This window comes from Serratia liquefaciens ATCC 27592 (assembly GCF_000422085.1).
Lineage (GTDB): Bacteria > Pseudomonadota > Gammaproteobacteria > Enterobacterales > Enterobacteriaceae > Serratia > Serratia liquefaciens.
Map to the genome: position 1 here is coordinate 2864788 of NC_021741.1, position 25415 is coordinate 2890202.

Consider the following 25415-nt stretch of genomic DNA (forward strand, 5'->3'; position numbering starts at 1 on the left):
CTTTTCGGTCTGCTCCCGTTAAGCTTTTGCATCTATTTACAAGATGCTTTCTGCCTGCCGTCACATTTAATTACTACTAATGATTAGCGTCCGGCATTAATGGTTATGCCAATGAAGTGAAGCGCCCCACAACAGCGGGCTGACGCAAGATTATATCTATTAACACCACTTGGCCTCCATACCAGAGTATTTAATGACATAAAGCAGCCAAGGGTACAGTTCTTGACGTTACCTTTACTGATATACCCCTATTGTTTACAGTGTTGGCAGACAAATCGCGTGATTTAACCCACAGAATTCGGCGTAATATTGATATAAAACACAATTATAACTTAGCCATGAATGCCATTCTGGCATAGTAAACATACCGCCGCTGTTGAAAATTTGACTTAAAAATGGAGGTTGTAATACTTATCTCCCCCGCCTATATTAACCAGAGAGTTCCGATTAGGTCTTTTAAAGGTAAATTTGAGCGTTCCTTTCAATTTGGCTATTGCAGAAAAGAAAAGAGCACTCTATTATTATCCAGACGCCCCCCACCAATATAATTTGAGACTAGGACAATGAGCGAAGCATTAAAGATTTTGAACAACATCCGTACTCTACGCGCTCAGGCCAGAGAATGCAGCCTGGAAACGCTGGAAGAGATGCTTGAAAAACTGGAAGTTGTTGTGAACGAACGTCGCGAAGAAGACAGCCAGGCTCAAGCAGAAGTTGAAGAACGCACTCGTAAACTGCAACAATATCGTGAAATGCTGATTGCTGACGGTATTGATCCAAATGAACTGCTGCAAACTATGGCTGCAACTAAAGCCGCAGGTAAAGCTAAACGTGCAGCACGTCCGGCTAAATACCAATATAAAGACGAAAACGGCGAACTGAAAACCTGGACTGGCCAGGGCCGTACCCCAGCAGTGATTAAGAAAGCTATCGAAGAGCAAGGTAAATCTCTGGACGATTTCCTGCTGTAATAGCATTCCGTTGCATGTTAAAAAGGCTCCCTTGGGAGCCTTTTTGTTATGCTTATTTTTCAGATTTTTTAGAGCGCCAATCAGCCTTTACGTAATAATCCTAATGGATGACCCGGTTTATCCGTTGGCGAACGACCACGCCCCTCTCTTTTACAAGGCATAAAAAAAGGGGCCGGAGCCCCTTATAGCATTACCGCATCGCTCAATTACTGAGCTTTATAAAACGACTTATACCATTCAACAAAGCGTTTCACACCTTCTTCAACGCTGGTTTCCGGTTTAAATCCAATCACGCGATAAAGCTCGGCAGTATCGGCACTGGTATCCAACACGTCGCCTGGTTGCATAGGCAACATATTTTTACGCGCTTCAATCCCCAACGCCTGTTCCAGTGCACTGATATATTTCATCAGCTTCACCGGGCTGCTATTGCCGATATTATAAACATGGTATGGAGCAGAACTGGTCGCCGGCGATCCCTGCTCTACCGTCCAGTCCGCATTTGGCTGAGGAATAACCGCCTGCAAGCGGACAATAGACTCGGCAATATCGTCGATGTAGGTAAAGTCACGGTGCATCTCACCGTGGTTATATACATCGATACTGTCACCCGCCAATATGGCCTTGGTGAATTTGAACAGCGCCATATCTGGACGCCCCCACGGACCATAGACGGTAAAGAAACGCAGGCCGGTGGTTGGGAGACCATACAGGTGAGAATAGCTGTGCGACATCAACTCATTGGCTTTCTTGGTTGCCGCATACAATGATACAGGGTGATCGACCGAATCTTCAGTCGCAAACGGCAACTTACGATTCAGGCCATATACCGAGCTGGACGAAGCATATAACAGATGTTCGACCTTATTGTGTCGGCAGCCTTCCAGCACGTTTAAATGCCCGATAAGATTTGCGTCCGCATACGCCAGCGGATTTTCCAGCGAATAGCGCACCCCGGCTTGAGCTCCCAGATGAATCACTCGCTGGAACTGGTGCTCAGTGAATAGCTGCGCCATCCCTTCTCGATCTGCCAAGTCCAGCTTAATAAACTGGAATGCGGGTTTATCCGCCAGCAGCTCAAGACGGGCCAATTTCAGCCCCACATCGTAATAATCATTCAGGTTGTCGATACCGACAACCTGATGCCCCGCTGCTAATAGCCGATCAGCAACGTGAAAACCAATAAAACCTGCTGCGCCTGTAACCAGGAATTTCATAGGTATCCCTTAAATAACCGGCTGAATGGACGCACCGCGTCCAATCGCATAATAAGTAAAGCCGCGGCTTTCCAGGCGCTCAGGGTCGAACAGGTTACGACCATCAAAGATCACTGGCTGTTTCAGCGCGTCCTTAATCACATCGAAATCTGGCGCACGGAAGTTCTGCCACTCAGTACAGATAACCAACGCGTCAGCGCCATGCAGCGCCGCTTCTTTGGTCCCTACCAGCTTCAGATCGTCACGTTGACCGTAAATACGTTGCACTTCATTCATCGCTTCAGGATCGTAAGCCTGAACGATAGCGCCCGCTTCCCACAGTTGTTCCATCAGCACCCGGCTGGAGGCTTCGCGCATATCATCGGTATTCGGCTTGAAAGCCAGCCCCCAAAGCGCAAAGGTTTTACCTTTCAGATCTTCACCAAAGTGGTGTTTGATGAACTTGGTTAACTTATATTTCTGCTGGTAGTTAACCTGCTCTACGGCCTGCAACAGTTTTGGCTGGTAGCCAATATGTTCCGCAGTGCGGATCAGCGCCTGAACGTCTTTCGGGAAACAGGAGCCGCCGTAGCCGCAGCCTGGATAGATAAAGTGATAACCGATACGGGAGTCTGAACCGATACCCTGGCGCACTTTCTCAATATCCGCGCCCAGCATTTCGGCCAGGTTGGACATTTCGTTCATAAAGCTGATTTTGGTCGCCAGCATGCAGTTGGCGGCATATTTGGTCAACTCGGCACTGCGAATATCCATCATGATCATGCGATCGTGATTGCGGTTAAACGGCTCGTACAGTTCACGAATAGGCTCGATCACATCTTTGTTATCGGTGCCGATTACGATGCGCTCAGGACGCATGCAGTCTGCTACCGCCGCCCCTTCCTTCAGGAACTCTGGGTTGGAAACCACATCGAAAGGCACTTTGCTGCCACGTTTTTGCAGGGTTTCTTCCATCACCTGACGGACTTTGTCTGCGGTACCGACCGGCACGGTAGACTTGTCGATCACCACTTTGTGTTCAGTCATATGCTCCGCGATGGTGCGCGCAACGGCAGTCACATATTTCAAATCGGCAGAACCGTCTTCGTCCGGCGGCGTTCCAACGGCAATAAACTGAATGGCGCCATGCGCAACCCCAGCTTTAGCATCGGTAGTAAAATGCAGGCGACCGGCTTCATAGTTTTGCTGAACCAATGGCGTTAAGCCTGGCTCAAAAATAGGGATATTCCCTTTCTTCAGGTTTTCGACTTTGCGTTCGTCTATATCAATACACATAACGTCATGGCCGACTTCAGCCAACACCGCAGCCTGCACCAGGCCAACATAGCCAATACCAAAAACTGTTACTTTCATGGGAAAATCCTAGTTTTTCAAATTAAGACGAAAGATAAATAAATTATTTCTTATCAGCGGCGAGTAACTGATTCAACCACTGCGAAAAATCTTTGCCGAGTGCCGGATGGCGCATGCCGTATTCGACAAACGCCTGCATATAGCCCAGCTTGTTGCCGCAGTCATGGCTGATCCCTTTCAGGTGATAAGCTTCAACCGTTTCTTGCTGCATCAGCATTTCGATGCTGTCGGTAAGCTGGATTTCATTGCCGGCGCCCGGAGGAGTTTTCGACAGCAGTGGCCAAATGTCGGCGGAAAGCACATAGCGACCAACGATGGCCAGGTTTGAAGGCGCTTCGTCCGGTGATGGCTTCTCGACGACGCTGACCATCGGAGCACTTTCACCCGGTTGCAGTGCATAGCCTTTGCAGTCGGCTACGCCGTAATTACCGACATCTTTATGCGGTACGGGTTCAACCATGATCTGGCTGATGCCGGTTTGCTCAAACCGCTGCAGCATTTCGTGCAAGTTGTCTTTTTTAAGATCGGAGCTGTACTCATCAAGGATTACGTCAGGCAAAATCACGGCCACCGGCTCGTCGCCCACCAGCGGATAGGCACACATAATGGCGTGCCCAAGCCCTTTGGCAACGCCCTGACGTACCTGCATCACGGTCACGCCCTTCGGACAGATGGACTGCACTTCGTCCAGCAACTGGCGCTTAACGCGCTTTTCCAGCATCGCTTCCAACTCAAAGCTGGTATCGAAATGGTTTTCGATCGAATTCTTGGAGGAATGGGTAACCAGCACAATCTCGTTAATCCCGGCCGCAATACATTCGTTGACCACGTATTGGATCAGGGGTTTGTCGACCAGCGGCAACATTTCTTTTGGAATGGCTTTTGTCGCCGGTAACATCCGTGTTCCCAAGCCTGCAACCGGGATCACAGCCTTTCTGACTTTACGATTTACAGCAGGCATTATTTCCTCTCTTAATAGCGCTCACTTTATGAGCTTTTTCGCCATATAAAAACCTTCGGAGTATACCAGCTTATGACTGTCTGGCATTAACCGCAGCACAAATAGAAAGAATTTAGGACAATTACCCAAGGGATTAACTGAGGTAAAAATAAACATCTCAAATATCTGGATTTCAAATACTATTTTAGCCGTTGGGATTATTCGGCACTGAGCATCAACCGCAGTCGCCCGCCAGACCCCCAAACCTGACACTGCCAGGCAGCACAGTGCTGGCTGATTTGATTCATGTACGTCGCGCCCAGCGTGCCGAGCGGCACGCCGTTGCTCAATTGAATTTGATTGTCGCCGGTATTCACATTGGCATGCAGGCCGGCGGAGACCAGAATCAGGTTTTTATATTCGGCGTGGTAATAACCCACCAGCAGTGGGAATTGCCCTTCCAACTTGCCTTGGCGTAATAATTGATTAACTTGCTTTAACAATGCGCTCATTTGCGGCAGCCTTTGACGCTGATTCGCTAAATGATCTTGCAGTAACCCATTAAATAAAGCTCGCAACAGTAGCGCCGCCAATACGCCATTATCCCCTGCACGCGTCACATCCAGACAATAGAAAGCCAGATCCTTATCCGACAGCGCCGCAATATCCAGTACCAGCCCGGGGTTTTCACCGGTGGTTAATTGCCGATAATTAATCCGGCAATGGGCAACGGTCTGCTGCACTGGAGGCTGCAACTGTTTGAGTAGCTTCACCGCTTCGGAGGGGTTTTTACTCAGCGCGTCCCAGTCCTGTAACAGCTCCACTTCTTCAATCGCCGGGGACGTGAACATATTAGGATACAGGCAACCCAGCACCGCTTCACGCAGACGATTAAGATCGGTCACCGGCTTTAACAACACGTCCTGTACGCCTAACCGCAGCATTTTGGCGATATCGGCCATTTTATCGGTTGCCGATATCACCAACACCGGAATTTGCACACCCTGCAGGCGCAGATGTTCGACAAACTCTATCCCGTCCATTTCCGGCATCGCCAGATCGCACAGGATTAAATCCGGATGAACGTCATCCACCAGACTCAAGGCCAGCAAACCATTGGGCGCCTCACTGGTTTCTGCTCCCAACGATTTCAAATAGCCAACAAGCACCGAACGAAAAACCAGTTCGTCCTCAACCACCAAAATGCGCTTGTGAGTCAATGGTAATGCCATCAGCCGTGCCTCTTCCCTTTCCATAGTGTAATAGTGGCTCAAAAAGGCCATTTATGCTTGCCGGAAATTTTTCCAACGGTGGAGTATTTTCCCGCAAACCGGTAGTTATTTGTTTTTTATCAACGGCAACAGCATATCGATCTGTTTTTCCACCGCCAGTTTTCCAGCGGCAATCGCCTCCTCGGCGCGATGGAAATCCAGCGTCGAAATCTGAGGGCAATAAGGCTGAATCAACACATCTGGCGGGTCGCCGGCCATGCGGTTACGTTTCAGGCGATTTTCCAGAACCTGGATCGACGTCCCCATGATTTCCATCGCAGTTGGGGTGAAATTAGGCTTTCTGGTCGTCATTTTGCTGATTCGTTCTCTTAAACGCCCTCGCCAGTTGCGCGCAGGAAGATCTTGCGGCGCCTCTACATCGTGATTGCGCACCGAGAATAGGTCCTGCTGCATTAAATGAGCATCATGCTGCAAATCGACGGCAATGACGATGTCGGCGCCCAATGCACGGGTCAATGAAATAGGCACAGGATTCACCACTGCGCCATCCACCAGCCAATAGCCATCAAACCAGACCGGTGCCAACAGGCCCGGCATGCTGCACGACGCACGCACCGCCTGATGAATATCGCCTTCCGTCAACCACAGCTCACGCCCGGTACTGAGATTGGTTGCCACAGCGCCGAATTTGAGTGAGCACTCGGCGATATCATCGATCTTCAGCAATTGTCCCACCGCGTTGAACACCCGTTCACCGCGTAGCAGCCCGCCCCGTTGCCAGGATAAGTCCATCAATCGGATCACGTCCCAATAGCTGAACGAACGCACCCAGGTTTCCATGGCGGGTAAACGATGGCTGGCAAAAGCGGCCCCCACCAGGGCACCCACCGAGCAGCCGGCTACTATATCGACCTCAACGCCCAACTTCTTTAGCGCGTTGATCACACCGATATGCGCCCACCCTTTCGCCGAACCCGCGCCCAATGCCAATCCAATCTTTATTTTTCGCATAGTTTCCGCCTTTTGCCCGGTGAATTGTATCAATGACGCTGTCAGCGTAGATTGTCACGATCGAATAATGTTAGGTAACATATGCGCTAAATTTCTTTCGGCATCGGCCCGTTCCTCAGGTTCCGGCCATTTTAGGAGTCACCTTGTCCGAATTATGCCCCTGCGGCGGCGGAGTGGAGTATAGCGCATGCTGCGAGCCCTACATCAACGGTAGCCAAACGCCATCGACCCCCGGACAGTTAATGCGTTCGCGCTTTAGCGCTTACGTAAAACACAACGTGGATTATCTGATTGCTACCTGGCACCCCGACTGCCACGCGGCAGAATGGCGCAATGGCATCGTCGACAGTTTCAAAGACACCGAATGGCTCGGCCTGACGGTGGTGGAAGAAAAACCCGGCCATGAGACCAGTGAAGGTTTTGTCGAATTCATTGCCCGCTTCATCGACGGCAGCACCGGTGAGCAAAGGGCGATGCACGAACGCTCGCGCTTCCTTCAGCTTGGCCAACGCTGGTATTATATTGACGGAACCAAACCTCAGCCTGGCAGAAATGCCATTTGCCCATGCGGCTCAGGAAAAAAATATAAAAAGTGCTGCGGGCGTTAGCCGGCAGTCACCGTGCTCAAGAGATTTCAGGCGATGGCCTGAAAATGAAAGCGATAAAATTCTCGCCTGCACAGACAGGACATACCGTATCAGACAGGATCCTCATCCCCATGCCACACCAAAATGTACAAAGAAAAGTTTTGCGCACCATTTGCCCGGATGCCAAAGGCCTGATCGCCAAGATCACCAATATTTGCTATAAGCATGAGCTCAACATTGTTCAGAACAACGAGTTCGTCGATCACCGTACCGGTCGCTTCTTTATGCGTACCGAGTTGGAAGGCATTTTCAATGACACCACGTTGCTGGCGGATCTCGACAGCGCGCTGCCGGCAGGCTCGGTTCGTGAACTGCATAACTCCGGCCGCCGCCGCATTGTCGTGCTGGTGACCAAAGAAGCACATTGCCTGGGCGACCTGCTGATGAAAAGCGCCTACGGTGGCCTGGACGTGGAGATCGCGGCGGTTATCGGCAACCACGATACGCTGCAAACGCTGGTAGAACGTTTCGACATCCCATTCCATCTGGTCAGCCACGAAGGCCTGACTCGCGATCAGCACGATCAGAAAATGATGGCCCAGATCGACCAATACCAACCAGACTACGTGGTACTGGCCAAATATATGCGCGTATTGACGCCAGCATTCGTACAGCACTACCCGAACCAGGTGATCAATATTCACCACTCCTTCCTGCCGGCCTTTATCGGCGCAAGGCCTTATCATCAGGCTTACGAGCGCGGCGTTAAAATCATCGGCGCCACGGCGCACTACGTTAACGATAATCTGGATGAAGGCCCGATCATCATGCAGGACGTGATCCACGTCGATCACACCTACTCTGCCGAAGATATGATGCGCGCCGGACGTGACGTTGAGAAAAACGCGCTTAGCCGTGCGCTTTATCACGTGTTGGCGCAGCGCGTATTTGTATACGGCAACCGGACGGTTATTCTGTAATTGCTCAATAAAGCGGTGCCTTTCGTTCAGGGATGCACCGCCAAGGGTAAAAAATCGGCAAACGATTCATTTTCTGCATTTCAATACTTTACACGCGCGCTTCATTTGATATGATGCGCCCCGCTTACCGAGACAGACGTTTCGCAAGCAAGGCCAGTGGTGGGGTTCCCGAGCGGCCAAAGGGAGCAGACTGTAAATCTGCCGTCACAGACTTCGAAGGTTCGAATCCTTCCCCCACCACCATCTTCTCTCTGCCAAGAGCGAAGACGCAGTAAGGAAACCGGCCAGGTTTCTTCCGGATAAAACCGGAACTACAATTTGTAAAGCCATGAATACCATGGTGGGGTTCCCGAGCGGCCAAAGGGAGCAGACTGTAAATCTGCCGTCACAGACTTCGAAGGTTCGAATCCTTCCCCCACCACCATCCTTGTATATTCCCCATAATAAAATCAAACCTGTAAATCCCAATATCACTCCTTTGCGGGAAGGATAAGAAGCTTCGACAAGGTTCGAGTCTCACGCAGTGAGACAACGCGCTTTAGCGCGGCCCGCAGGGTGAGTCGCCCAGCGACGAATAATCCTTCCCCCACCACCATCCTTGTATGCTCCCCTGAATCAAATCAATCCTTGGCACTCCGATATCTCATTTATCAATTCCCTTAACCCTTCAGCACATCCTCAACTTGAACTCCGGCCAACAATTCGCTATACCACTGGCTTCTTTAATGCAGTAAGGAAAAAAGTGCATGCGTAACAATATCTGCGTTTTTTGCGGAGCAAGCGAAGGTGTTAACCCTGCATATGCCGAAAATGCACGGCAACTGGGCCAAACTCTCGCGGCCCAGGGTCGACGTTTAATCTACGGTGGCGGTAAAAAAGGGCTAATGGGCATTGTCGCGGATGCCGTGTTAGCCGCCGGTGGCGAAGCCGTTGGCATCATTCCTGAGCGATTGGTCGAAGCAGAAACCGCGCATCGTGGCCTGACCGAGCTGGAAGTGGTCCCTGACATGCATACCCGCAAGGCGCGTATGGCGGCGCTGGCAGACGGTTTTATCGCCCTGCCCGGCGGCATAGGAACGCTGGAAGAACTGTTTGAAATCTGGACCTGGGGCCAGATTGGCTATCACAGCAAACCGGTGGGCCTGCTCGACGTGAACGGTTTCTACCGCCCGCTAAACAATTTCCTGCAGCACGTGGCCGATCAGGGCTTTATGCGCCATGACTACCTCGGCACCATGCACATCAGCGAATCCGCACAAACCTTGCTGCAACAATTCGACGACTATCAGCCCAAAAATTACGACCGCTGGGCGAAATAATCCGGCTTGCCAGCGGCGGCCATTGCCGCTGGCCCGCGTTACATTTCCGGCCAAACTCTGCTACTATCTCAACACATTTTTCTCGCATAAACGGCACCGCTCATGAAGTTTGTCTCTTTTAATATCAATGGACTGCGCGCGCGTCCGCACCAACTGGCCGCAATTATCGAGCAGCACCAACCCGACGTGATCGGTCTGCAAGAAACCAAAGTTCACGATGATATGTTTCCATTGGAAGACGTCAGCCAGTACGGCTATCACGTGTTCTATCACGGGCAAAAAGGCCATTACGGCGTAGCGCTGCTGACCAAAGAAAAGCCGCTGGCCGTGCGTCGCGGTTTCCCTACCGATGAGGAAGACGCACAGCGCCGCATCATCATGGCCGACCTAGCTACGCCGCAGGGCACTTTGACGGTGATCAACGGCTACTTCCCACAGGGTGAAAGCCGTGACCACCCGATCAAATTCCCTGCCAAAACGCGCTTCTATCAGGATCTGCAAAACTACCTGGAGCAGCAGATGTCGGTAGACTCACCGGTACTGGTGATGGGTGACGTCAATATCAGCCCAAGCGATTATGATATCGGTATCGGCGAAGAGAACCGCAAGCGCTGGTTGCGCACCGGTAAATGCTCTTTCCTGCCGGAAGAACGTGAATGGATGGATCGTCTGCTGAATTGGGGCCTGGTGGATACCTATCGCCACGCCAACCCAGAACGCAACGATCAGTTCTCATGGTTCGATTACCGTTCGCGCGGCTTTGATGAAAACCGCGGCCTGCGCATTGATCTGCTGTTAGCCAGCACGCCACTGGCGGCGCGTTGTATCGCCACCGGCATCGATTATGATATCCGCGGGATGGAAAAACCTTCGGATCACGCGCCGGTTTGGGCGGAGTTCTCGCTGTAATTAACCCAACCCCGGCCCCGGCCGGGGTTTCTCTCTGTGGTAAAGATGAAAATTATCGATGTCGTCGCCGCCATTATCGAAAAGAATGGCAAAATTTTACTGGCGCAACGCGATGCCGACAGCGATCAAGCCGGCCTGTGGGAGTTCCCCGGCGGAAAAGTTGAAGCGGGCGAAAGTCAGCCTCAAGCTTTGGCGCGTGAACTGGACGAAGAGTTGGGGATTGTGGCCAGCGTCGGCAATTACGTCGCCAGTAATACGTGGCAGCAAACTGAGCGGGTGATTAGGTTACATGCGTGGCGTGTCGAGGCATTCAGTGGCGAATTACAGAGCCGCTGCCATGCCGACTTTGTTTGGATCACGCCGGAGCAGGCGTTTGACTATCCGCTGGCTCCGGCCGACGTACCGCTGCTGACGGCGTATATTGCCAGTTTAACCTCAAAAGCCTGAGTCGCTGACGTTACCGCGTCACTTCTTCAGACGGATCCAGATCAGCGGATTGGTTCCCACCACGTTGGGATCGCGCACGCACTGCAGCACTTCCCCTTCCACCTTCAGTACCGCCCCTTCAGAATAGTTTTGGTCCTGATAAATACAGCAGCGGCTGCAAGGTTGCACGACAGGTTGAGCCGCCGCGCTTTTCGCCGCACCCCAAATTTCCGGTGACACTGGCACCACCACGTCTACATCGCCACGGTTGGCCATGACTGCCGACGAAAATAGCAGTGCGCCAGTGGTCAGCATCAGTAAGGCGTAATTCATTCGCTCTTCTCCCGCGCCTTGCCGGCGCTTTTCTTGCGTTTTTTTGCCCCGGAGGAAGGTGGCGGCGGCAACCCGCGAAACGCCATACTCGCCCGGCTCTGCTTGGCCTGATAAATCAGCTCCTGCAAAGTCCCCACCAGAGGTTGCATAAAGTCCTGATAGCGACAGGATTTCTCACTGATTTGCGTCAGCGTAGCCTCCCAGTTCGCCGTCATATCCGGACGGGCTGCAATATCCGGCAGCGAATGGATCAACGCCCGACCGGTTTCGCTGGAATGAATATAACGCCCTTTCTTATACAAAAACGCCCGCTTGAACAGCAACTCAATAATGCCTGCGCGCGTGGCCTCGGTCCCTAAACCATCGGTCGCTCGCAGGATTTTCTTTAGCGCTTTATCCTGAACAAAACGTGCAATACCGGTCATGGCGGAAAGCAGACTGGCATCGGTGAACGGACGCGGCGGCTGCGTCTGACGCTCAACCACTTCACCCCGTTCGCACAGCAGTTCGTCATCCTTCGCCACAACCGGTAATGGTGCGCCTTCGTTTTCTTCATCGCGCTCTTTGCTGCCCAAGAGTGTGCGCCACCCTGCTTCAGCCAGGAAGCGTGCCTTGGCGATAAACTTGCCTCCGGCGATATCCAGCTCAATGACGCATTTGCGGAACATCGCATCCGGGCAAAACTGCATCAGGTACTGTCGGGCAACCAGCCCATAAACGTTCAGTTCGTCCTGACTCAGGCTGACTTTGCTGGCACGGGCTGTCGGAATAATAGCGTGGTGGGCATCCACCTTCTTGTCATCCCAGCAACGGTTACGACGATCGCTGTCGATCACCGGCTGCGGATAAAGATCCGGTTGATGAACACTGATGGCGTTCAACACCGAATGACGCCCGGCGAAATGCTCTTCCGGAAGGTAGCGGCAATCAGAACGCGGGTAAGTGATTAACTTATGGGTTTCGTACAGGCGCTGACAGACATCCAGCACCTGCTGGGCACTCAAGTTAAAACGTTTGGAAGCTTCGATTTGCAAGGTCGACAATGAAAACGGCAGCGGAGCGGTATCTGATTCCCGTTTATCATTATAGGAGGTGACTAGCGCCGGTTGGCCCTCGATGCGCTTAAGCACGTGCTCCGCCAAAGGTCGATGCAGCAGACGCCCTTCCTCATCCTGATAGGGTTCGCAGGAGTCGCTGGGTTGCCACAGGGCGACGAATCGCTCCTCTTTCGGCGTCACGATGTGCGCTTTCACTTCGAAAAAGTCTTTCGACACGAAGTTTTCGATATCTTCGTCCCGCCGTACCACCAGCCCCAATACTGGCGTTTGCACCCGTCCAACGGACAACACGCCGTCATAACCGGCATTGCGCCCCAAAATGGTGTAGGCACGGGTCATGTTGATGCCATACAACCAATCAGCGCGGGAACGCGCCAGGGCAGATACACACAAAGGGATAAAATCGCGGTTATCACGCAGCCGCTCTATGGCACGTTCCACCGCCTGCGGGTTGAGATCGTTGATCAGGCAACGGCGTACGCTGTGGCGTTTTTCCGGCGTCAGCGCCAGATAGTCGAGCACTTCGTCCACCAGCAGTTGGCCTTCGCGATCCGGGTCACCTGCATGCACCACCTCATCGGCTTCATGCAACAGTTTTTTGATTGCATTAAGCTGCTTGCTCACCGACGGGCGCGGCTGCAACTGCCACTTCTCTGGGATGATTGGCAAGTCCGCCAGCGACCAGCGCGCATAGCGGCTGTCGTAGGCATCAGGCTGCGCCTGCTCTAATAAGTGGCCCACACACCAGGTCACCACATCATTGTTACCGCAGGCGATAAATCCGTCGCCGCGGCGATGCGGTTTGGGAAGTACGTCGGCAATGGCGCGCGCCAAACTCGGTTTCTCGGCAATAAACAGTCGCATTATTCACCGTTATTCTGGCTGTACGTCATCAGGAATTCTCTTACTTCAGCATAATTCCCGCGGAATACGATCCGCTGGGATTTCTTTTCCAATTGATAGTGATACATCGGATCATAGTAGTGCTGCAACAACGGCACCAGCCACTCCTGATGCGCGTCACTATTACCGCTGGCATATTGGCGCTGTAACGCCGATTCCAGGCTCTTCGTCAGCTGCTGAAAACGCTCCATACCCAAACGACGGCGAATGGCGAACAGCCCATGGTGCAGATACTCATCGTATTTTTGCCAACCCGGCTCCGCCCCCAGAGCCTGTTCAAACTCCAGGCGCATGCGATCGATATATTCATGCTGCAGCCGTGCCAGACGCACCTCGAACGGATCGTCGATAACGGCCACCGGCGCTTGCTGCATGCGATTGAAGATGGGTAACGGCAGATTGTTGCTGCCGATAATGCGCCCTTCATCCTCCAACACCCAGCGGCGGCAGCCACCATGCTGTTTTTTCAGCAATAACACAGCCAGACGATTCTCAAAATCAATCTGGCCGCTTTGTGCCACCAGCGTTCGGCCAAAAGATGAACCGCGATGCCGGGCCGCGCCCTCCAGATCGATACCTTCGGCCAGCTCATTGACCAACACCGTTTTGCCGCTGCCGGTATTGCCGCCGATCAGCACCATCGGCAGTTCGGCACTTTGTTCCAACGTGGTCAGCAAGAACTGACGCAGCGCCTTGTAGCCGCCAATAATGCGCGGATAGGTCACTCCAGCCTCACGTAGCCATTGCTGTACCAGTTGCGAACGCAAACCGCCGCGAAAACAGTAGAGGTAACCTTCTGGCCATTGCGCGCATTGCGCCAGCCACGCCGCCGTGCGCTGCTCGCGCAGTCGGCCGTTAACCAGGCTGTGGCCCAGGGCAATCGCCGCCTGCTGCCCCTGCTGTTTGTAACAGGTGCCAACCGCCTGCCGTTCATCGTCGTTCATCAACGGCAGGTTTACCGCATTGGCAAAAGCGCCCTGCTGAAACTCAACCGGCGCGCGCACGTCAATCAGCGGGATGTCCTGCAAAAAAATACGGCGATAATCCTGGGTATCTACCCGCTCCAGCGTAGTAGACACTACACAACCTCGATCAGCGGCTTGCCCGCAACGGCCGTATGCAGTTCACCGATGGCCTGTAGCTGAATGCCGTGACGTTCGGCAATCGCCTGAACCTGCTGTTCCGCTTCCGGCAACACAGCCAGCAGCAAGCCACCGGAGGTTTGCGGATCGCATAACAATTGCCGCTGCAGGCTGGTCATTTCACCCACCAGATGGCCGTAACTTTCAAAGTTGCGCCCGGTGCCGCCCGGCACGCAGCCTTCGTCAATATAGCGCTCGATGTCCGGCAGTTTTGGCACTTGCTCAAACCAGACCGTCGCCTGCAATCCTGACCCCTGGCAAACCTCACTCAGGTGGCCCAGCAGACCGAAACCGGTCACGTCGGTCATCGCCGTTACGCCTTCGACATCGGCAAAATCCGCGCCCGGTTTGTTCAGTTGGCACATGACCTCGGTCGCCAGACCTTCATGTTCAGGCCGCAGCTTACTTTTCTTCTCAGCGGTGGTCAGCACGCCAATGCCCAGAGGTTTGGTCAGGAATAACCGCGCTCCGGCCTGGGCCGCGCTGTTTTTCTTCACCCGCTCGGTGCTGACGATGCCGGTAACCGCCAGGCCAAAAATCGGTTCAGGCGCATCGATAGAATGGCCGCCTGCCAACGCGATCCCCGCCTGTTGGCAGGCATAGCGCCCACCGTCGATCACCTGTTGCGCGACTTCCGGCGGCAGCTTGGCTATCGGCCAACCCAGAATGGCAATCGCCATGATCGGTTTACCGCCCATGGCATAAACGTCGCTGATGGCATTGGTTGCCGCGATGCGGCCGAAGTCGAACGGGTTGTCAACGATAGGCATAAAGAAATCGGTAGTGCTGATAATGCCAACGCCGTTGCCGATGTCATACACCGCAGCATCGTCACGGGTTTCATTGCCCACCAGCAAACGCGGATCGACAAACTTCTCCCGCTCGCTGTGCAGAATAGTTTCGAGAACTTTCGGTGAGATTTTACAACCGCAGCCTGCGCCATGGCTGTACTGGGTTAAACGGATCGCTGGCGATGTCATATACCACTCCCTTCGGTTAACGGCATTCAAGATATCATAGGGTAGCGCTTGCCGAGGGGAATGGTAAGAGCGGGCTGTCGATAACCGAACAGCCTGCTCAGAAACAACACAGAATGGCGGGATTTAACGCATTTTTGCGGCAACCCTGCGCCGGAGTTTATTAGAAGTAGCTGACGAACGGCGTGCTGTCCGGTGCGACAACTTTGGTTGCGGCTTTCAACTGAGGAGTCCCCAAATACAGGAAGCCAACAATTTCGTCCTGCTCACGGCAGCCAAAGGCTTCGCGAACCAGAGGATGTTCGGTCCAGGCACCGGTACGCCAGATGCCGTTGAAGCCTTGTGCCAGCGCGGCCATCTGCATCGCCTGCACCGCACAACCGGCAGAAACTACCTGCTCCCAGCGCGGCACCTTGGTTTCTTCGGTGCAATGCGCCACTACGGTGATGATCAGCGGTGCGCGGAACGGCGCTTTTGTCGCCTTCTCAATAGCCGCTTCGTCCATTTCATCCTGCTTTGCAGCAGCTTGTAACAATTGGCTGAAGCGCTCCAGGCCCTGGTTTTCAATCATCACGAAACGCCATGGCTGCAATGCGCCATGGTCAGGTGCCCGCAGGCCCGCGTTGATGATATTTTGACGAGCCTCATTAGTGGGCGCAGGCTCGGCGAGGCGTGAGGCCGAACGGCGGTTCAGTAAAAGATCCAGTGCATCCATCGTAAACTCCTGATAACAATTTTCATTACGATCACGTTAACATAGCTAAACGGCGAGTGACAGCGTCGGTAATACCCTCTGTGACACACGATTTAAAGCTGACATTTCCTCGGCCGCTCATTAGGATAGCGGAACATTCTCGACTCTTGCTGGAGAGCACATGCGCACATTGTGGCAAATCATTGCCGGCGTTTTCAGGTGGACATGGCGTCTGCTGAACTTTATCAGGGAACTGATCCTTAATCTGTTCCTGGTGTTGCTGATCCTGGTTGGGGTTGGCATCTATCTTTCATTCCAGAGCGCAACCACCCCTGCCGTGCCTACTCGCGGTGCGTTACTGGTGGACTTGAGCGGCGTGGTCGTTGACCAACCCTCGATGAACAACAAAGTGCGCCAATGGGGCCGTGAACTGCTGGGTGCGTCCAGTAACCGTCTGCAGGAAAACTCCCTGTTTGACGTGGTTGACAGCATCCGCAAAGCCAAGGACGACAAAAACATTACCGGCATGGTATTGCAGTTAAATGATTTTGCCGGCGCCGATCAGCCTTCGCTGCAATACATCGGCAAGGCGCTGCGGGAATTCCGCGACAGCGGGAAACCGATTTTCGCCATTGGCGACAGCTATAACCAGACGCAATACTATCTGGCCAGCTACGCCAACAAAGTTTATCTGTCGCCACAGGGCGCCGTCGATCTGCACGGTTTCGCCACCAACAATCTTTACTACAAATCCCTGTTGGAGAAACTCAAGGTCACCACCAATATCTTCCGCGTGGGCACCTATAAATCTGCGGTAGAACCGCTGATCCGTGACGATATGTCACCGGCCGCCCGTGAGGCCGACAGCCGCTGGATTGGCGGGCTGTGGCAGAACTACCTGGATACGGTAGCCGCCAACCGTCAGATCACCGCGCAGCAACTGTTCCCGGGTGCGGCGGGCGTGTTGACCGGTTTGCAGGCCGCCGGTGGCGATACCGCCAAGTACGCGCTGGACAATAAACTGGTGGATGAACTGGCTTCCCGCACCGTCATTGAGAACCAACTGATCAAGACTTTCGGTTGGGACAAGCAGGCGAACGATTTCAACGCCACCAGCATCTATGACTATCAGCCAAAAGCGGCGCCAGATCAGGGAGGCAAAATTGCCGTGATCTTCGCCAACGGCGCGATCATGGACGGCCCGCAGACGCCAGGCACCGTTGGGGGTGACACCACCGCCGCGGAACTGCGTCAGGCGCGACTGGATCCGGCGATCAAAGCGGTTATCTTCCGGGTTAACAGCCCAGGGGGCAGCGTCAGCGCTTCTGAAGTGATCCGCTCCGAACTGGCCGCAGTACGCGCCGCCGGAAAACCAGTGGTGGTTTCCATGGGTGGTATGGCGGCATCGGGCGGTTATTGGGTCTCTACGCCGGCGGACTACATCATCGCCAGCCCGAGCACCCTCACCGGCTCTATCGGCATCTTCGGGGTGATCAACACCTATGAGCAGACGCTGGACAGCATTGGCGTGCATACCGACGGTGTGGCCACCTCGCCGCTGGCGGATCTGGCGGTGACCAAGGCGCTGCCACCAGAGTTCTCGCAGATGATGCAGTTGAACATCGAGAAAGGTTATCAAAACTTTATCGATCTGGTCGCCAAGGCCCGCAAAATGACGCCGCAGCAGGTTGACCAAATTGCTCAGGGGCACGTGTGGTTGGGCAGCGATGCCAAAACCAACGGTCTGGTCGATCAGTTGGGCGATTTTGACGACGCGGTGAAAAAAGCGGCCGAACTGGCGCAGTTGAAACAATGGCAGCTTAACTGGTTTGTCGATACGCCAAGCCTGACCGACATGGTACTCAGCCAGTTTGGCGTGTCTATTCACGCCATGCTGCCGGCAGCCATTCAGTCAATGCTGCCTGCGCCGCTGGCGTCGGTAGCCATGGCGGTAAAAGAACAGCCGGGTTTGTTCAACAACCTGAACGATCCGCAAAACCGCTATGCCATCTGTTTGACCTGCGGAGAAGTCCGCTAACAAATTAATCCTCAGCCCGGCACCCGCCGGGCTTTTTTTCTGCGCTTATCCCCCTATAATTCAGCCCATCATATTTCTGTTAAAACAATGACCATGCAAAAGAAATCGATTTACGTCGCTTATACCGGCGGTACCATCGGCATGCAACGCTCCGATCACGGCTACATCCCGGTGTCCGGTCACCTGCAACGCCAACTGGCCTTGATGCCTGAGTTTCACCGGCCGGAGATGCCGGACTTCACCATTCATGAATATGCGCCGCTGATCGATTCCTCCGATATGACGCCGGAAGACTGGCAGCATATCGCCGACGACATCAAAAAGAATTACCACCTCTATGATGGCTTCGTGATCCTGCACGGTACCGACACCATGGCCTTCACCGCTTCGGCCCTGTCGTTCATGCTGGAAAACCTGGCCAAGCCGGTGATCGTCACCGGTTCGCAAATCCCTCTGGCTGAACTGCGTTCCGACGGTCAAACCAACCTGCTGAACGCGCTGTACCTGGCCGCCAACCATCCGGTGAATGAAGTCAGTCTGTTCTTCAACAACAAACTGTTCCGCGGCAACCGCACCACCAAGGCGCACGCTGACGGATTCGACGCCTTTGCCTCGCCTAACCTGCCGCCGCTGCTGGAAGCAGGGATCCATATCCGTCGCCAGAACGGTATCGACAGCCCGGTCTGCAACGGTGAGCTGAAAGTGCATGACATTACCCCGCAGCCGATCGGTGTGGTGACGATTTACCCAGGGATCTCCGGCGCGGTAGTCCGCAACTTTTTGCTGCAACCGGTGAAAGCCTTGATCCTGCGCTCTTACGGCGTGGGCAACGCACCGCAAAAAGCGGAGCTGGTTGATGAATTGCGCGACGCTTCCGAACGCGGCATTGTGGTCGTGAACCTGACCCAGTGCATCTCCGGTCGGGTGAATATGGAAGGCTACGCCACCGGTAACGCGCTGGCCCATGCCGGGGTCATCAGCGGTTTCGACATGACGGTGGAAGCCGCCTTGACCAAGCTGCATTATTTGCTGAGCCAACCGCTGACGCCGGAGCAAATCCGCAGCCAGATGCAGCAAGACTTGCGCGGTGAACTAAGCATCAGTGGTTAACCCTAACCCCAAGACGGAGTCGCGATGAAAACAGCCCTGCTGCTAATCGATTTGCAAAACGATTTTTGCCCCGGCGGCGCACTGGCGGTGACAGACGGCGATGCCGTGATCGCCGTAGCCAATCGGGCAATAGAGGCCTGCAACGCGCGGGGCGAGCCTGTGGTCGCCAGCCAGGACTGGCATCCTGCCAATCACCGTAGCTTTGCGGTCAACGCCAACGCGCAGGTGGGTACGCTGGGCGAACTGGAGGGGTTGCCGCAGGTGTGGTGGCCGGTGCACTGCGTACAGGAAAGCCCAGGTGCCGAGCTTCATCCGCAATTAAACCACCGGGATATCGTCGCCGTATTCCGTAAAGGTCAAAATACGGATATCGACAGCTACAGCGCCTTCTTCGACAACGGGCATCGCTCACGCACCGAGTTGGACCGCTGGTTGAAAGCTCATGACGTGAGCCATTTGGCCGTGATGGGGCTGGCAACCGACTACTGCGTCAAATTCAGCGTCCTGGATGCTCTCGCGCTGGGATACCAGACCTCGATAATTACCGACGGCTGTCGCGGCGTTAATTTGCAACCTGGTGACAGTCAGGAAGCCCTTCAGGCCATGCAGCAGGCTGGTGCAAAACTCGTTACCCTGTCACAATTCATCGAACGATAATGCGTCGGGTGCTGATGGCACCCGCCCATTCCCCCACCGACAAATCTCGACATCGCTCACATTCCGACCATTCTCCTGTGATGACATCTTGTTCGCGTGCAGCACATTTGCTGTTATGACCGCTAATGCCTTGGCATCAATCAGTTATACGCATCCGGGCCCATTGAGCCCGGCTTTATGTTACCGCCTGAGGCGGTTTCGGGTCGGCCTTGCCGACCAAAGGAGATAACATGGTTTTCACCCGTAAACTGCTGCCTTTGCTGGTCGCGGTTCAGTTTGGTATGGCTGGTGCCGGCATGGCGCATGCCGCCTCTTACCTCTCCGTCGGTTATTTCAACGGCGGGGGTGACGTTACCGCCGGTCCAGGCGGTGACATCAACAAGCTGGACGTCACGCAAATTACCCACCTCAATTACTCCTTCGGCCTGATCTACAACGATGAGAAAGACGAATCCAATCCTGCGCTAAAAGACCCGGCTCGCCTGCACCAGATTTATCTGTCACCTAAAGTGATGGCCGATCTGAAGCTGCTGCCGGTATTGCGTAAACAGAATCCGGAGTTGAAAGTGCTGCTGTCCGTCGGCGGTTGGGGTGCTCGCGGTTTTTCTGGTGCGGCGGCAACGCCAGAGAGCCGGACTGTATTTATCCGTTCGGTGCTGGACGTCATCAAGCAGTACCAACTGGACGGCATCGATCTCGACTGGGAGTACCCGGTTAACGGCGCCTGGGGGCTGGTCGAAAGCCAACCGGCGGACCGGGCCAACTTCACCGTGCTGCTGAAAGAACTGCATAGCGCCCTGAATAAAAATAAATTGCTGACCATCGCCGTGGGTGCCAACGTCAAAAGTCCGCAGGAATGGGTGGACGTCAAAGGTATTGCACCCTATCTCGATTACATCAACCTGATGACCTATGATATGGCGTACGGCACTCAGTATTTCAACTCCAATCTGTATGATTCCAAACAGTGGCCGACCGTCGCGGCAGCCGATCGCTACAGCGCCAATTTTGTCGTGGATAACTATTTGGCCGCTGGACTTAAACCGGCGCAGTTAAATCTGGGCATCGGTTTTTATGGTCGGGTACCCAAACGCGCCACTGAGCCCGGCATCGACTGGGACAAAGCCGACGCAGAGAAAAAACCTGTCACCCAACCCTATTTCACCGCGCGTGAAACCGCCGTCTTCAAATCACTGGCGTTGGATCTGACCAAGGACAGCTACTTCAAATATAACGATATCGTCAGCAAGCTGTTAAACGATCCACAGCGGCGCTTCAGCGCCCATTGGGACAGCGATGCCCAGGTTCCCTATCTGACGATGAAATCCGCCGAGGGCAAACCTTTATTCGCCATTTCGTACGAGAACCCACGCTCGGTTGAGCTGAAGGCTGATTACATCAAAAGCAAGGGATTAGGGGGCGCGATGTTCTGGGAATATGGCGCAGACGACAATAACCGGCTCGCGCATCAACTGGCGGAATCGCTGGGGATCAACGGCGGGAAAGGCTAAACCCACGGGGCGATGTCACTATCGCCCCGTTATTCGATTTACTGCGGTTTCAGCTTAGCCAAGGGTTCAGCGATAAACTGCTGTTTCAGCTCTTGCTTGCTCTTCATCACAATCTGACCGTCGGTGCCGATACTCATGTGTTGCGGATCGGCATTGTGCAACGACTGCCACAGCATGACCGCCTGCAGGCTGTTTTCTTTCTGTTCCGGAGTCAGGGCTACGCCATCCGGCCACTTGCCCAGCTCAACGGCTAATACCAGCCGTTGATAGATTTCCGGCGTCATGGCGGCAATCAGGTCTTTCACATCCATCAGGGCCTTTCCTTACTCGTGCAAGAATAATTTGCTGAATCGATTTTTCTAACAACGCACTAGCTCTAGCCAGCCGTTTTCTCACCGTTCTCACCGTCGGTAAAACTGAGCGACGCCGAGTTAACGCAAAAACGTTCGCCGGTTGGCTGCGGGCCGTCGGGGAAGACGTGGCCCAAATGCGCGTCACAGTGACCACAGCGGATCTCAACGCGATGCATATTATGTGAATTATCATCAAGATAACGAATAGCATCGTCGGATACCGGCTGATAGAAGCTCGGCCAACCGCAGCCGGAGTCGTACTTGCTGTCTGAGTAGAACAGCGGGTGGTTGCAGCACAGGCAATGGTACACGCCCTCGCGTTTGTTGTGCAGCAATTTGCCGGAATACGGCGCCTCGGTACCACGTTCCTGAGTCACATAACGTTGGATTTCATTCAGTTCCGTGGCCGGATGGTCAGGGGTTGTCTCTTTAGCCATTTGTGCGTTTCTCTGAATGTGGATAATGTCAACGAAAACAATGAGTAATAATAACAAAAAATTAACAACACTGCAGCGCTTTTTGGCCTAAACTGTAGCCCATAAAGGTCACGTCGCGGCAATATGTGATACCGATCACATATCTTATATGGACTGACTTTATACTTGGCGGTTTGACCCCATATTACGGATGAGGCCGAACGCAAACGGAACGTGCAATAAGCGCTCAAACCAGGCTGCGAGGTTTGATTTGCAGCAAGTATTGACACGATTCCGCTTGACGCTTGGTAAGGTTTTTGTAATTTTACAGGCAACCTTTTATTCACTAACAAATAGCTGGTGGAATATATGACTATCAAAGTAGGTATCAACGGTTTTGGCCGTATCGGTCGCATTGTTTTTCGTGCTGCTCAAGAACGTTCTGACATCGAAATCGTTGCAATCAACGACCTGTTAGACGCAGAGTACATGGCTTACATGCTGAAATATGACTCTACTCACGGCCGCTTCAACGGCACTGTAGAAGTTAAAGACGGCCACCTGGTTGTTAACGGCAAAACCATCCGTTGTACCTCAGAAAGAGATCCGGCTAACCTGAAGTGGAACGAAGTCAATGTTGACGTCGTTGCAGAAGCAACTGGCCTGTTCCTGACTGACGAAACTGCACGTAAACACATCGCTGCAGGCGCTAAGAAAGTTGTTCTGACTGGCCCATCCAAAGACGACACCCCAATGTTCGTTATGGGTGTGAACCACAAATCTTACGCTGGTCAGGAAATCGTTTCTAACGCTTCTTGTACCACCAACTGCCTGGCACCACTGGCTAAAGTTATCAACGACAAGTTCGGCATCGTTGAAGCGCTGATGACCACAGTGCATGCAACTACCGCAACTCAGAAAACCGTTGATGGCCCGTCTCACAAAGACTGGCGCGGCGGCCGCGGCGCATCTCAGAACATCATCCCTTCTTCTACCGGTGCTGCTAAAGCAGTAGGTAAAGTTATCCCAGAACTGAACGGCAAACTGACCGGTATGGCGTTCCGCGTTCCTACCCCGAACGTTTCTGTGGTTGACCTGACTGCTCGTCTGGCAAAACCAGCTTCTTACAAAGAAATCTGTGCTGCTATCAAAGCTGCATCTGAAGGCGAGCTGAAAGGCGTGCTGGGCTACACCGAAGACGAAGTGGTTTCTACCGATTTCAACGGCGAAACTCTGACTTCCGTATTCGATGCCAAAGCCGGTATCGCTCTGAGCGACACCTTCGTGAAACTGGTTTCTTGGTACGATAACGAAACTGGTTACTCCAACAAGGTTCTGGATCTGATCGCTCACATCTCCAAATAATGGATTGATGCAAAGCTGATGATGAGGGCGACATTTTTGTCGCCCTTTTTTTGTTTCTACGGCGAACAAAAGGCCAACCGATGAACGAAAAAATTTTCACCCTACCCGTTACTCAGCAAATTTCTCCTTATATCAGCCAACGGCAACTCGACGAACTGCCCGTGGTGGTGGTTTCCCACCCGAAAGTGCGTGCGGCTATCACGCTGCAAGGCGCGCATCTATTGGCCTGGCAACCCAGCGGTGAAAAGCCGGTCATTTGGCTGAGCAACAACACGCCATTTAAAAAAGGCAATGCTATCCGCGGCGGCGTCCCCATTTGCTGGCCCTGGTTTGGTCCGGTGGCAAAACCTTCTCACGGTTTCGCCCGCAATCAGCCCTGGAGTCTGACGGCGCATGATGAAGATGACAACGGCGTCATTCTCACCTTCACGCTGAAAGATAATGAGCAAACCCGTAGCCTGTGGCCACACGCCTTTACGCTGATTGCCCGATTCAAGCTAGGCGAGGAGTGTGAGATAGAGCTGGAGTCCCACGGTGATTATCAGGCCACTGCGGCGCTGCATAGCTACTTCCAGATCGGGGACATTGAACAGGTTAAGGTAGCCGGCCTCGGCGTGCCTTATATCGATAAAGTCGCTGGAGGCGCAGAGGCCAAACAGACCGGTGACGTGACCTTCGTTGGCCAGACCGATCGGGTTTATACCCAGCCGGAGGCCTTTAGCCTGATCAAAGATGCGGCGCTCCAACGCACCATTGAGGTTCATCACCATCACATGAGTGATGTGATTGCCTGGAACCCTGGCGTAGAGCTTTCTTGCAGCATGGCGGACATGCCTAACGACGGGTATAAAACCATGGTTTGCGTGGAAACCGGCCGCGTCAGCAAACCGCTGATCGCCGCAGGGGAACAACCGGCACGGCTGGCAGTGACCTTCCGCACCCGCAAGAACGCGTGATCGCAGCAGGGCGGTGAAAACGCCTGCCCTGCATCATTGCACTACAGACGTGCAAAAGGGGCGCCAGCGCCCCTTTATGATGCTTACATTGCACTTTTTTTGTGCATTCGCTTTTTAGAAGCTGTAGCTCACACCCGTCATTAACACCCCGGTGTAAGATTTATCCACCATCGGGCTGTCTTTCACTTCATCAGACAGTTTGATGTAACGCCCCATAAAGAAGGCATTCCAGTCTTTGTTGATCTTGTAGTTGGCGCTCAGCTCAACGTAAGGTGCCCAGCTGTCGCTTGGCGTGTAGCTGTCCAGACCGCTGCGGCGAGATTCGTTATCGCTAACGCCGTAGTAGTATTTGTTCTGGTTTTTGCTGCTCCACGTCACACCCACACCCGGCACCAAGGTGAAGGCGTCCAGCTCAAACTTGTACAGATAGGCGAAGTCACCAATCATGCCGTTGCTGTAATCCAGGGTATCCCCGGTAAAGGTGGTACGCAGGATGCCCCAATCAGCATTATGCGTATAAGCCAGACCGGCCATCAACGTGCCGCGACGCTTGTCCAACTTCTTCATGCGATCGTCGTCACTGTCGCCCGGACGGTAGCCCAGCGGCGAGTAGTAACCCATCAGACTCAGTTGGTTTTCCTGATCTTTCCACAGGTAATAACCGGCGGTCAGGGTACGGAAGTAGAAGTCATCCCCTTCATAGTTGATGACGGGTACCGGATACACGCGGTCCTGATAGCCACGATACGGATCCGGGCTAACCAGCGCGGAAGCACCGAGTGACCAGGTCCCAGCCTGAGCACTTTGCGCACAAACCATTGCGGAAGCGATAATTGCTAGCGTTTTGAGTTGAAAAATCTTCACTGGTTCTTTTTCCATAAATAACAGAGTTAATAGCTGGCTTAGTTTATGTGAAATTGTCGTTACGCGCCTAATCTTTACAATAGAAAACAACCA

General features: G+C 53.5%; 25 protein-coding genes, 2 tRNA genes and 1 other RNA gene. 15 read left to right on the plus strand and 13 right to left on the minus strand.

What is annotated here, in order from left to right:
• Positions 1-563: 563 nt before the first annotated feature.
• Positions 564-971: a histone-like nucleoid-structuring protein H-NS gene (gene hns / locus M495_RS13325; RefSeq protein ID WP_006321188.1), complete on the plus strand. Its 408-nt coding sequence runs from the start codon at positions 564-566 to the stop codon at positions 969-971.
• 206 nt (positions 972-1177) lie between these two features.
• Here hns and M495_RS13330 read toward each other — a convergent pair whose 3' ends face one another.
• From M495_RS13330 to rssA, 5 genes are all read right to left on the minus strand, one after another.
• Entirely contained in the window at positions 1178-2188 is a 1011-nt protein-coding gene (locus tag M495_RS13330) for an NAD-dependent epimerase (RefSeq protein ID WP_020827191.1), read from the minus strand.
• A 9-nt stretch (positions 2189-2197) separates the two neighbouring features.
• Positions 2198-3541 carry a UDP-glucose dehydrogenase family protein gene (locus M495_RS13335; protein WP_020827192.1) on the minus strand — a complete coding sequence of 448 codons (1344 nt, stop codon included), beginning with the start codon at positions 3539-3541 and terminating at the stop codon, positions 2198-2200.
• Between the two features lie 43 nt (positions 3542-3584).
• Entirely contained in the window at positions 3585-4502 is a 918-nt protein-coding gene (gene galU / locus M495_RS13340; RefSeq protein ID WP_041414615.1) for a UTP--glucose-1-phosphate uridylyltransferase GalU, read from the minus strand.
• A gap of 197 nt (positions 4503-4699) precedes the next feature.
• Positions 4700-5713, minus strand: coding sequence for a two-component system response regulator RssB (rssB, locus tag M495_RS13345; protein ID WP_041415428.1), 1014 nt, complete (start codon positions 5711-5713; stop codon positions 4700-4702).
• A gap of 105 nt (positions 5714-5818) precedes the next feature.
• On the minus strand, positions 5819-6724 hold the full coding sequence (gene rssA / locus M495_RS13350; RefSeq protein WP_020827195.1) for a patatin-like phospholipase RssA: 906 nt from the start codon (positions 6722-6724) through the stop codon (positions 5819-5821).
• A gap of 143 nt (positions 6725-6867) precedes the next feature.
• Between rssA and M495_RS13355 the strand changes: the two genes are divergently transcribed.
• The 8 genes from M495_RS13355 to M495_RS13385 all read left to right on the plus strand — a co-directional run bounded on the left by M495_RS13355 (position 6868) and on the right by M495_RS13385 (position 10966).
• Positions 6868-7332: a YchJ family protein gene (locus M495_RS13355; protein WP_041414618.1), complete on the plus strand. Its 465-nt coding sequence runs from the start codon at positions 6868-6870 to the stop codon at positions 7330-7332.
• A 110-nt stretch (positions 7333-7442) separates the two neighbouring features.
• Positions 7443-8291: a formyltetrahydrofolate deformylase gene (purU, locus tag M495_RS13360; protein WP_020827197.1), complete on the plus strand. Its 849-nt coding sequence runs from the start codon at positions 7443-7445 to the stop codon at positions 8289-8291.
• A gap of 158 nt (positions 8292-8449) precedes the next feature.
• Positions 8450-8534 (plus strand) — tRNA-Tyr (locus tag M495_RS13365).
• A 96-nt stretch (positions 8535-8630) separates the two neighbouring features.
• Positions 8631-8715 (plus strand) — tRNA-Tyr (locus tag M495_RS13370).
• Between the two features lie 44 nt (positions 8716-8759).
• Positions 8760-8886, plus strand: a non-coding RNA gene (locus M495_RS25005) — RtT sRNA.
• A 151-nt stretch (positions 8887-9037) separates the two neighbouring features.
• Positions 9038-9610, plus strand: coding sequence for an LOG family protein (locus tag M495_RS13375; protein WP_020827198.1), 573 nt, complete (start codon positions 9038-9040; stop codon positions 9608-9610).
• A 102-nt stretch (positions 9611-9712) separates the two neighbouring features.
• The gene (gene xthA / locus M495_RS13380; protein WP_020827199.1) at positions 9713-10519 is read left to right on the plus strand and encodes an exodeoxyribonuclease III; all 807 of its coding nucleotides are present in this window, start codon (positions 9713-9715) and stop codon (positions 10517-10519) included.
• 45 nt (positions 10520-10564) lie between these two features.
• On the plus strand, positions 10565-10966 hold the full coding sequence (locus M495_RS13385) for a pyrimidine (deoxy)nucleoside triphosphate diphosphatase (RefSeq protein WP_020827200.1): 402 nt from the start codon (positions 10565-10567) through the stop codon (positions 10964-10966).
• An 18-nt stretch (positions 10967-10984) separates the two neighbouring features.
• Here M495_RS13385 and M495_RS13390 read toward each other — a convergent pair whose 3' ends face one another.
• The 5 genes from M495_RS13390 to M495_RS13410 form a co-directional block, all read right to left on the minus strand.
• Entirely contained in the window at positions 10985-11278 is a 294-nt protein-coding gene (locus M495_RS13390) for a DUF1496 domain-containing protein (protein WP_020827201.1), read from the minus strand.
• The gene (locus tag M495_RS13395) at positions 11275-13200 is read right to left on the minus strand and encodes a DNA topoisomerase III (protein WP_020827202.1); all 1926 of its coding nucleotides are present in this window, start codon (positions 13198-13200) and stop codon (positions 11275-11277) included. Before M495_RS13395 ends, M495_RS13390 begins: the two co-directional genes overlap by 4 nt.
• On the minus strand, positions 13200-14318 hold the full coding sequence (mnmH, locus tag M495_RS13400; RefSeq protein WP_020827203.1) for a tRNA 2-selenouridine(34) synthase MnmH: 1119 nt from the start codon (positions 14316-14318) through the stop codon (positions 13200-13202). Before mnmH ends, M495_RS13395 begins: the two co-directional genes overlap by 1 nt.
• A complete protein-coding gene (gene selD, locus M495_RS13405) occupies positions 14318-15361 on the minus strand; it encodes a selenide, water dikinase SelD (RefSeq protein ID WP_020827204.1) in 1044 nt (347 codons plus the stop codon). Before selD ends, mnmH begins: the two co-directional genes overlap by 1 nt.
• A 160-nt stretch (positions 15362-15521) precedes the next feature.
• On the minus strand, positions 15522-16073 hold the full coding sequence (locus tag M495_RS13410) for an NAD(P)H nitroreductase (RefSeq protein ID WP_020827205.1): 552 nt from the start codon (positions 16071-16073) through the stop codon (positions 15522-15524).
• 160 nt (positions 16074-16233) lie between these two features.
• Between M495_RS13410 and sppA the strand changes: the two genes are divergently transcribed.
• From sppA to M495_RS13430, 4 genes are all read left to right on the plus strand, one after another.
• The gene (sppA, locus tag M495_RS13415; protein ID WP_020827206.1) at positions 16234-18090 is read left to right on the plus strand and encodes a signal peptide peptidase SppA; all 1857 of its coding nucleotides are present in this window, start codon (positions 16234-16236) and stop codon (positions 18088-18090) included.
• A gap of 93 nt (positions 18091-18183) precedes the next feature.
• On the plus strand, positions 18184-19200 hold the full coding sequence (ansA, locus tag M495_RS13420) for an asparaginase (protein ID WP_041415430.1): 1017 nt from the start codon (positions 18184-18186) through the stop codon (positions 19198-19200).
• Positions 19201-19224: 24 nt separating this feature from the next.
• Positions 19225-19857: a bifunctional nicotinamidase/pyrazinamidase gene (gene pncA / locus M495_RS13425; protein ID WP_020827208.1), complete on the plus strand. Its 633-nt coding sequence runs from the start codon at positions 19225-19227 to the stop codon at positions 19855-19857.
• Positions 19858-20087: 230 nt separating this feature from the next.
• Positions 20088-21368, plus strand: coding sequence for a glycoside hydrolase family 18 protein (locus tag M495_RS13430; protein WP_020827209.1), 1281 nt, complete (start codon positions 20088-20090; stop codon positions 21366-21368).
• A gap of 38 nt (positions 21369-21406) precedes the next feature.
• Here the strand turns inward: M495_RS13430 and M495_RS13435 are convergent, their stop codons facing one another.
• Entirely contained in the window at positions 21407-21679 is a 273-nt protein-coding gene (locus M495_RS13435; protein WP_020827210.1) for a YeaC family protein, read from the minus strand.
• Positions 21680-21744: 65 nt separating this feature from the next.
• On the minus strand, positions 21745-22158 hold the full coding sequence (gene msrB, locus M495_RS13440; RefSeq protein ID WP_020827211.1) for a peptide-methionine (R)-S-oxide reductase MsrB: 414 nt from the start codon (positions 22156-22158) through the stop codon (positions 21745-21747).
• Positions 22159-22506: 348 nt separating this feature from the next.
• On the opposite strand from msrB, the gene gapA reads away from it, so the two are divergent.
• On the plus strand, positions 22507-23502 hold the full coding sequence (gene gapA / locus M495_RS13445; RefSeq protein WP_012145453.1) for a glyceraldehyde-3-phosphate dehydrogenase: 996 nt from the start codon (positions 22507-22509) through the stop codon (positions 23500-23502).
• A gap of 80 nt (positions 23503-23582) precedes the next feature.
• Positions 23583-24458: a D-hexose-6-phosphate mutarotase gene (locus M495_RS13450; protein WP_020827212.1), complete on the plus strand. Its 876-nt coding sequence runs from the start codon at positions 23583-23585 to the stop codon at positions 24456-24458.
• A gap of 114 nt (positions 24459-24572) precedes the next feature.
• Here the strand turns inward: M495_RS13450 and M495_RS13455 are convergent, their stop codons facing one another.
• Positions 24573-25337, minus strand: coding sequence for a MipA/OmpV family protein (locus M495_RS13455; protein WP_020827213.1), 765 nt, complete (start codon positions 25335-25337; stop codon positions 24573-24575).
• Between the last annotated feature and the right edge of the window lie 78 nt (positions 25338-25415).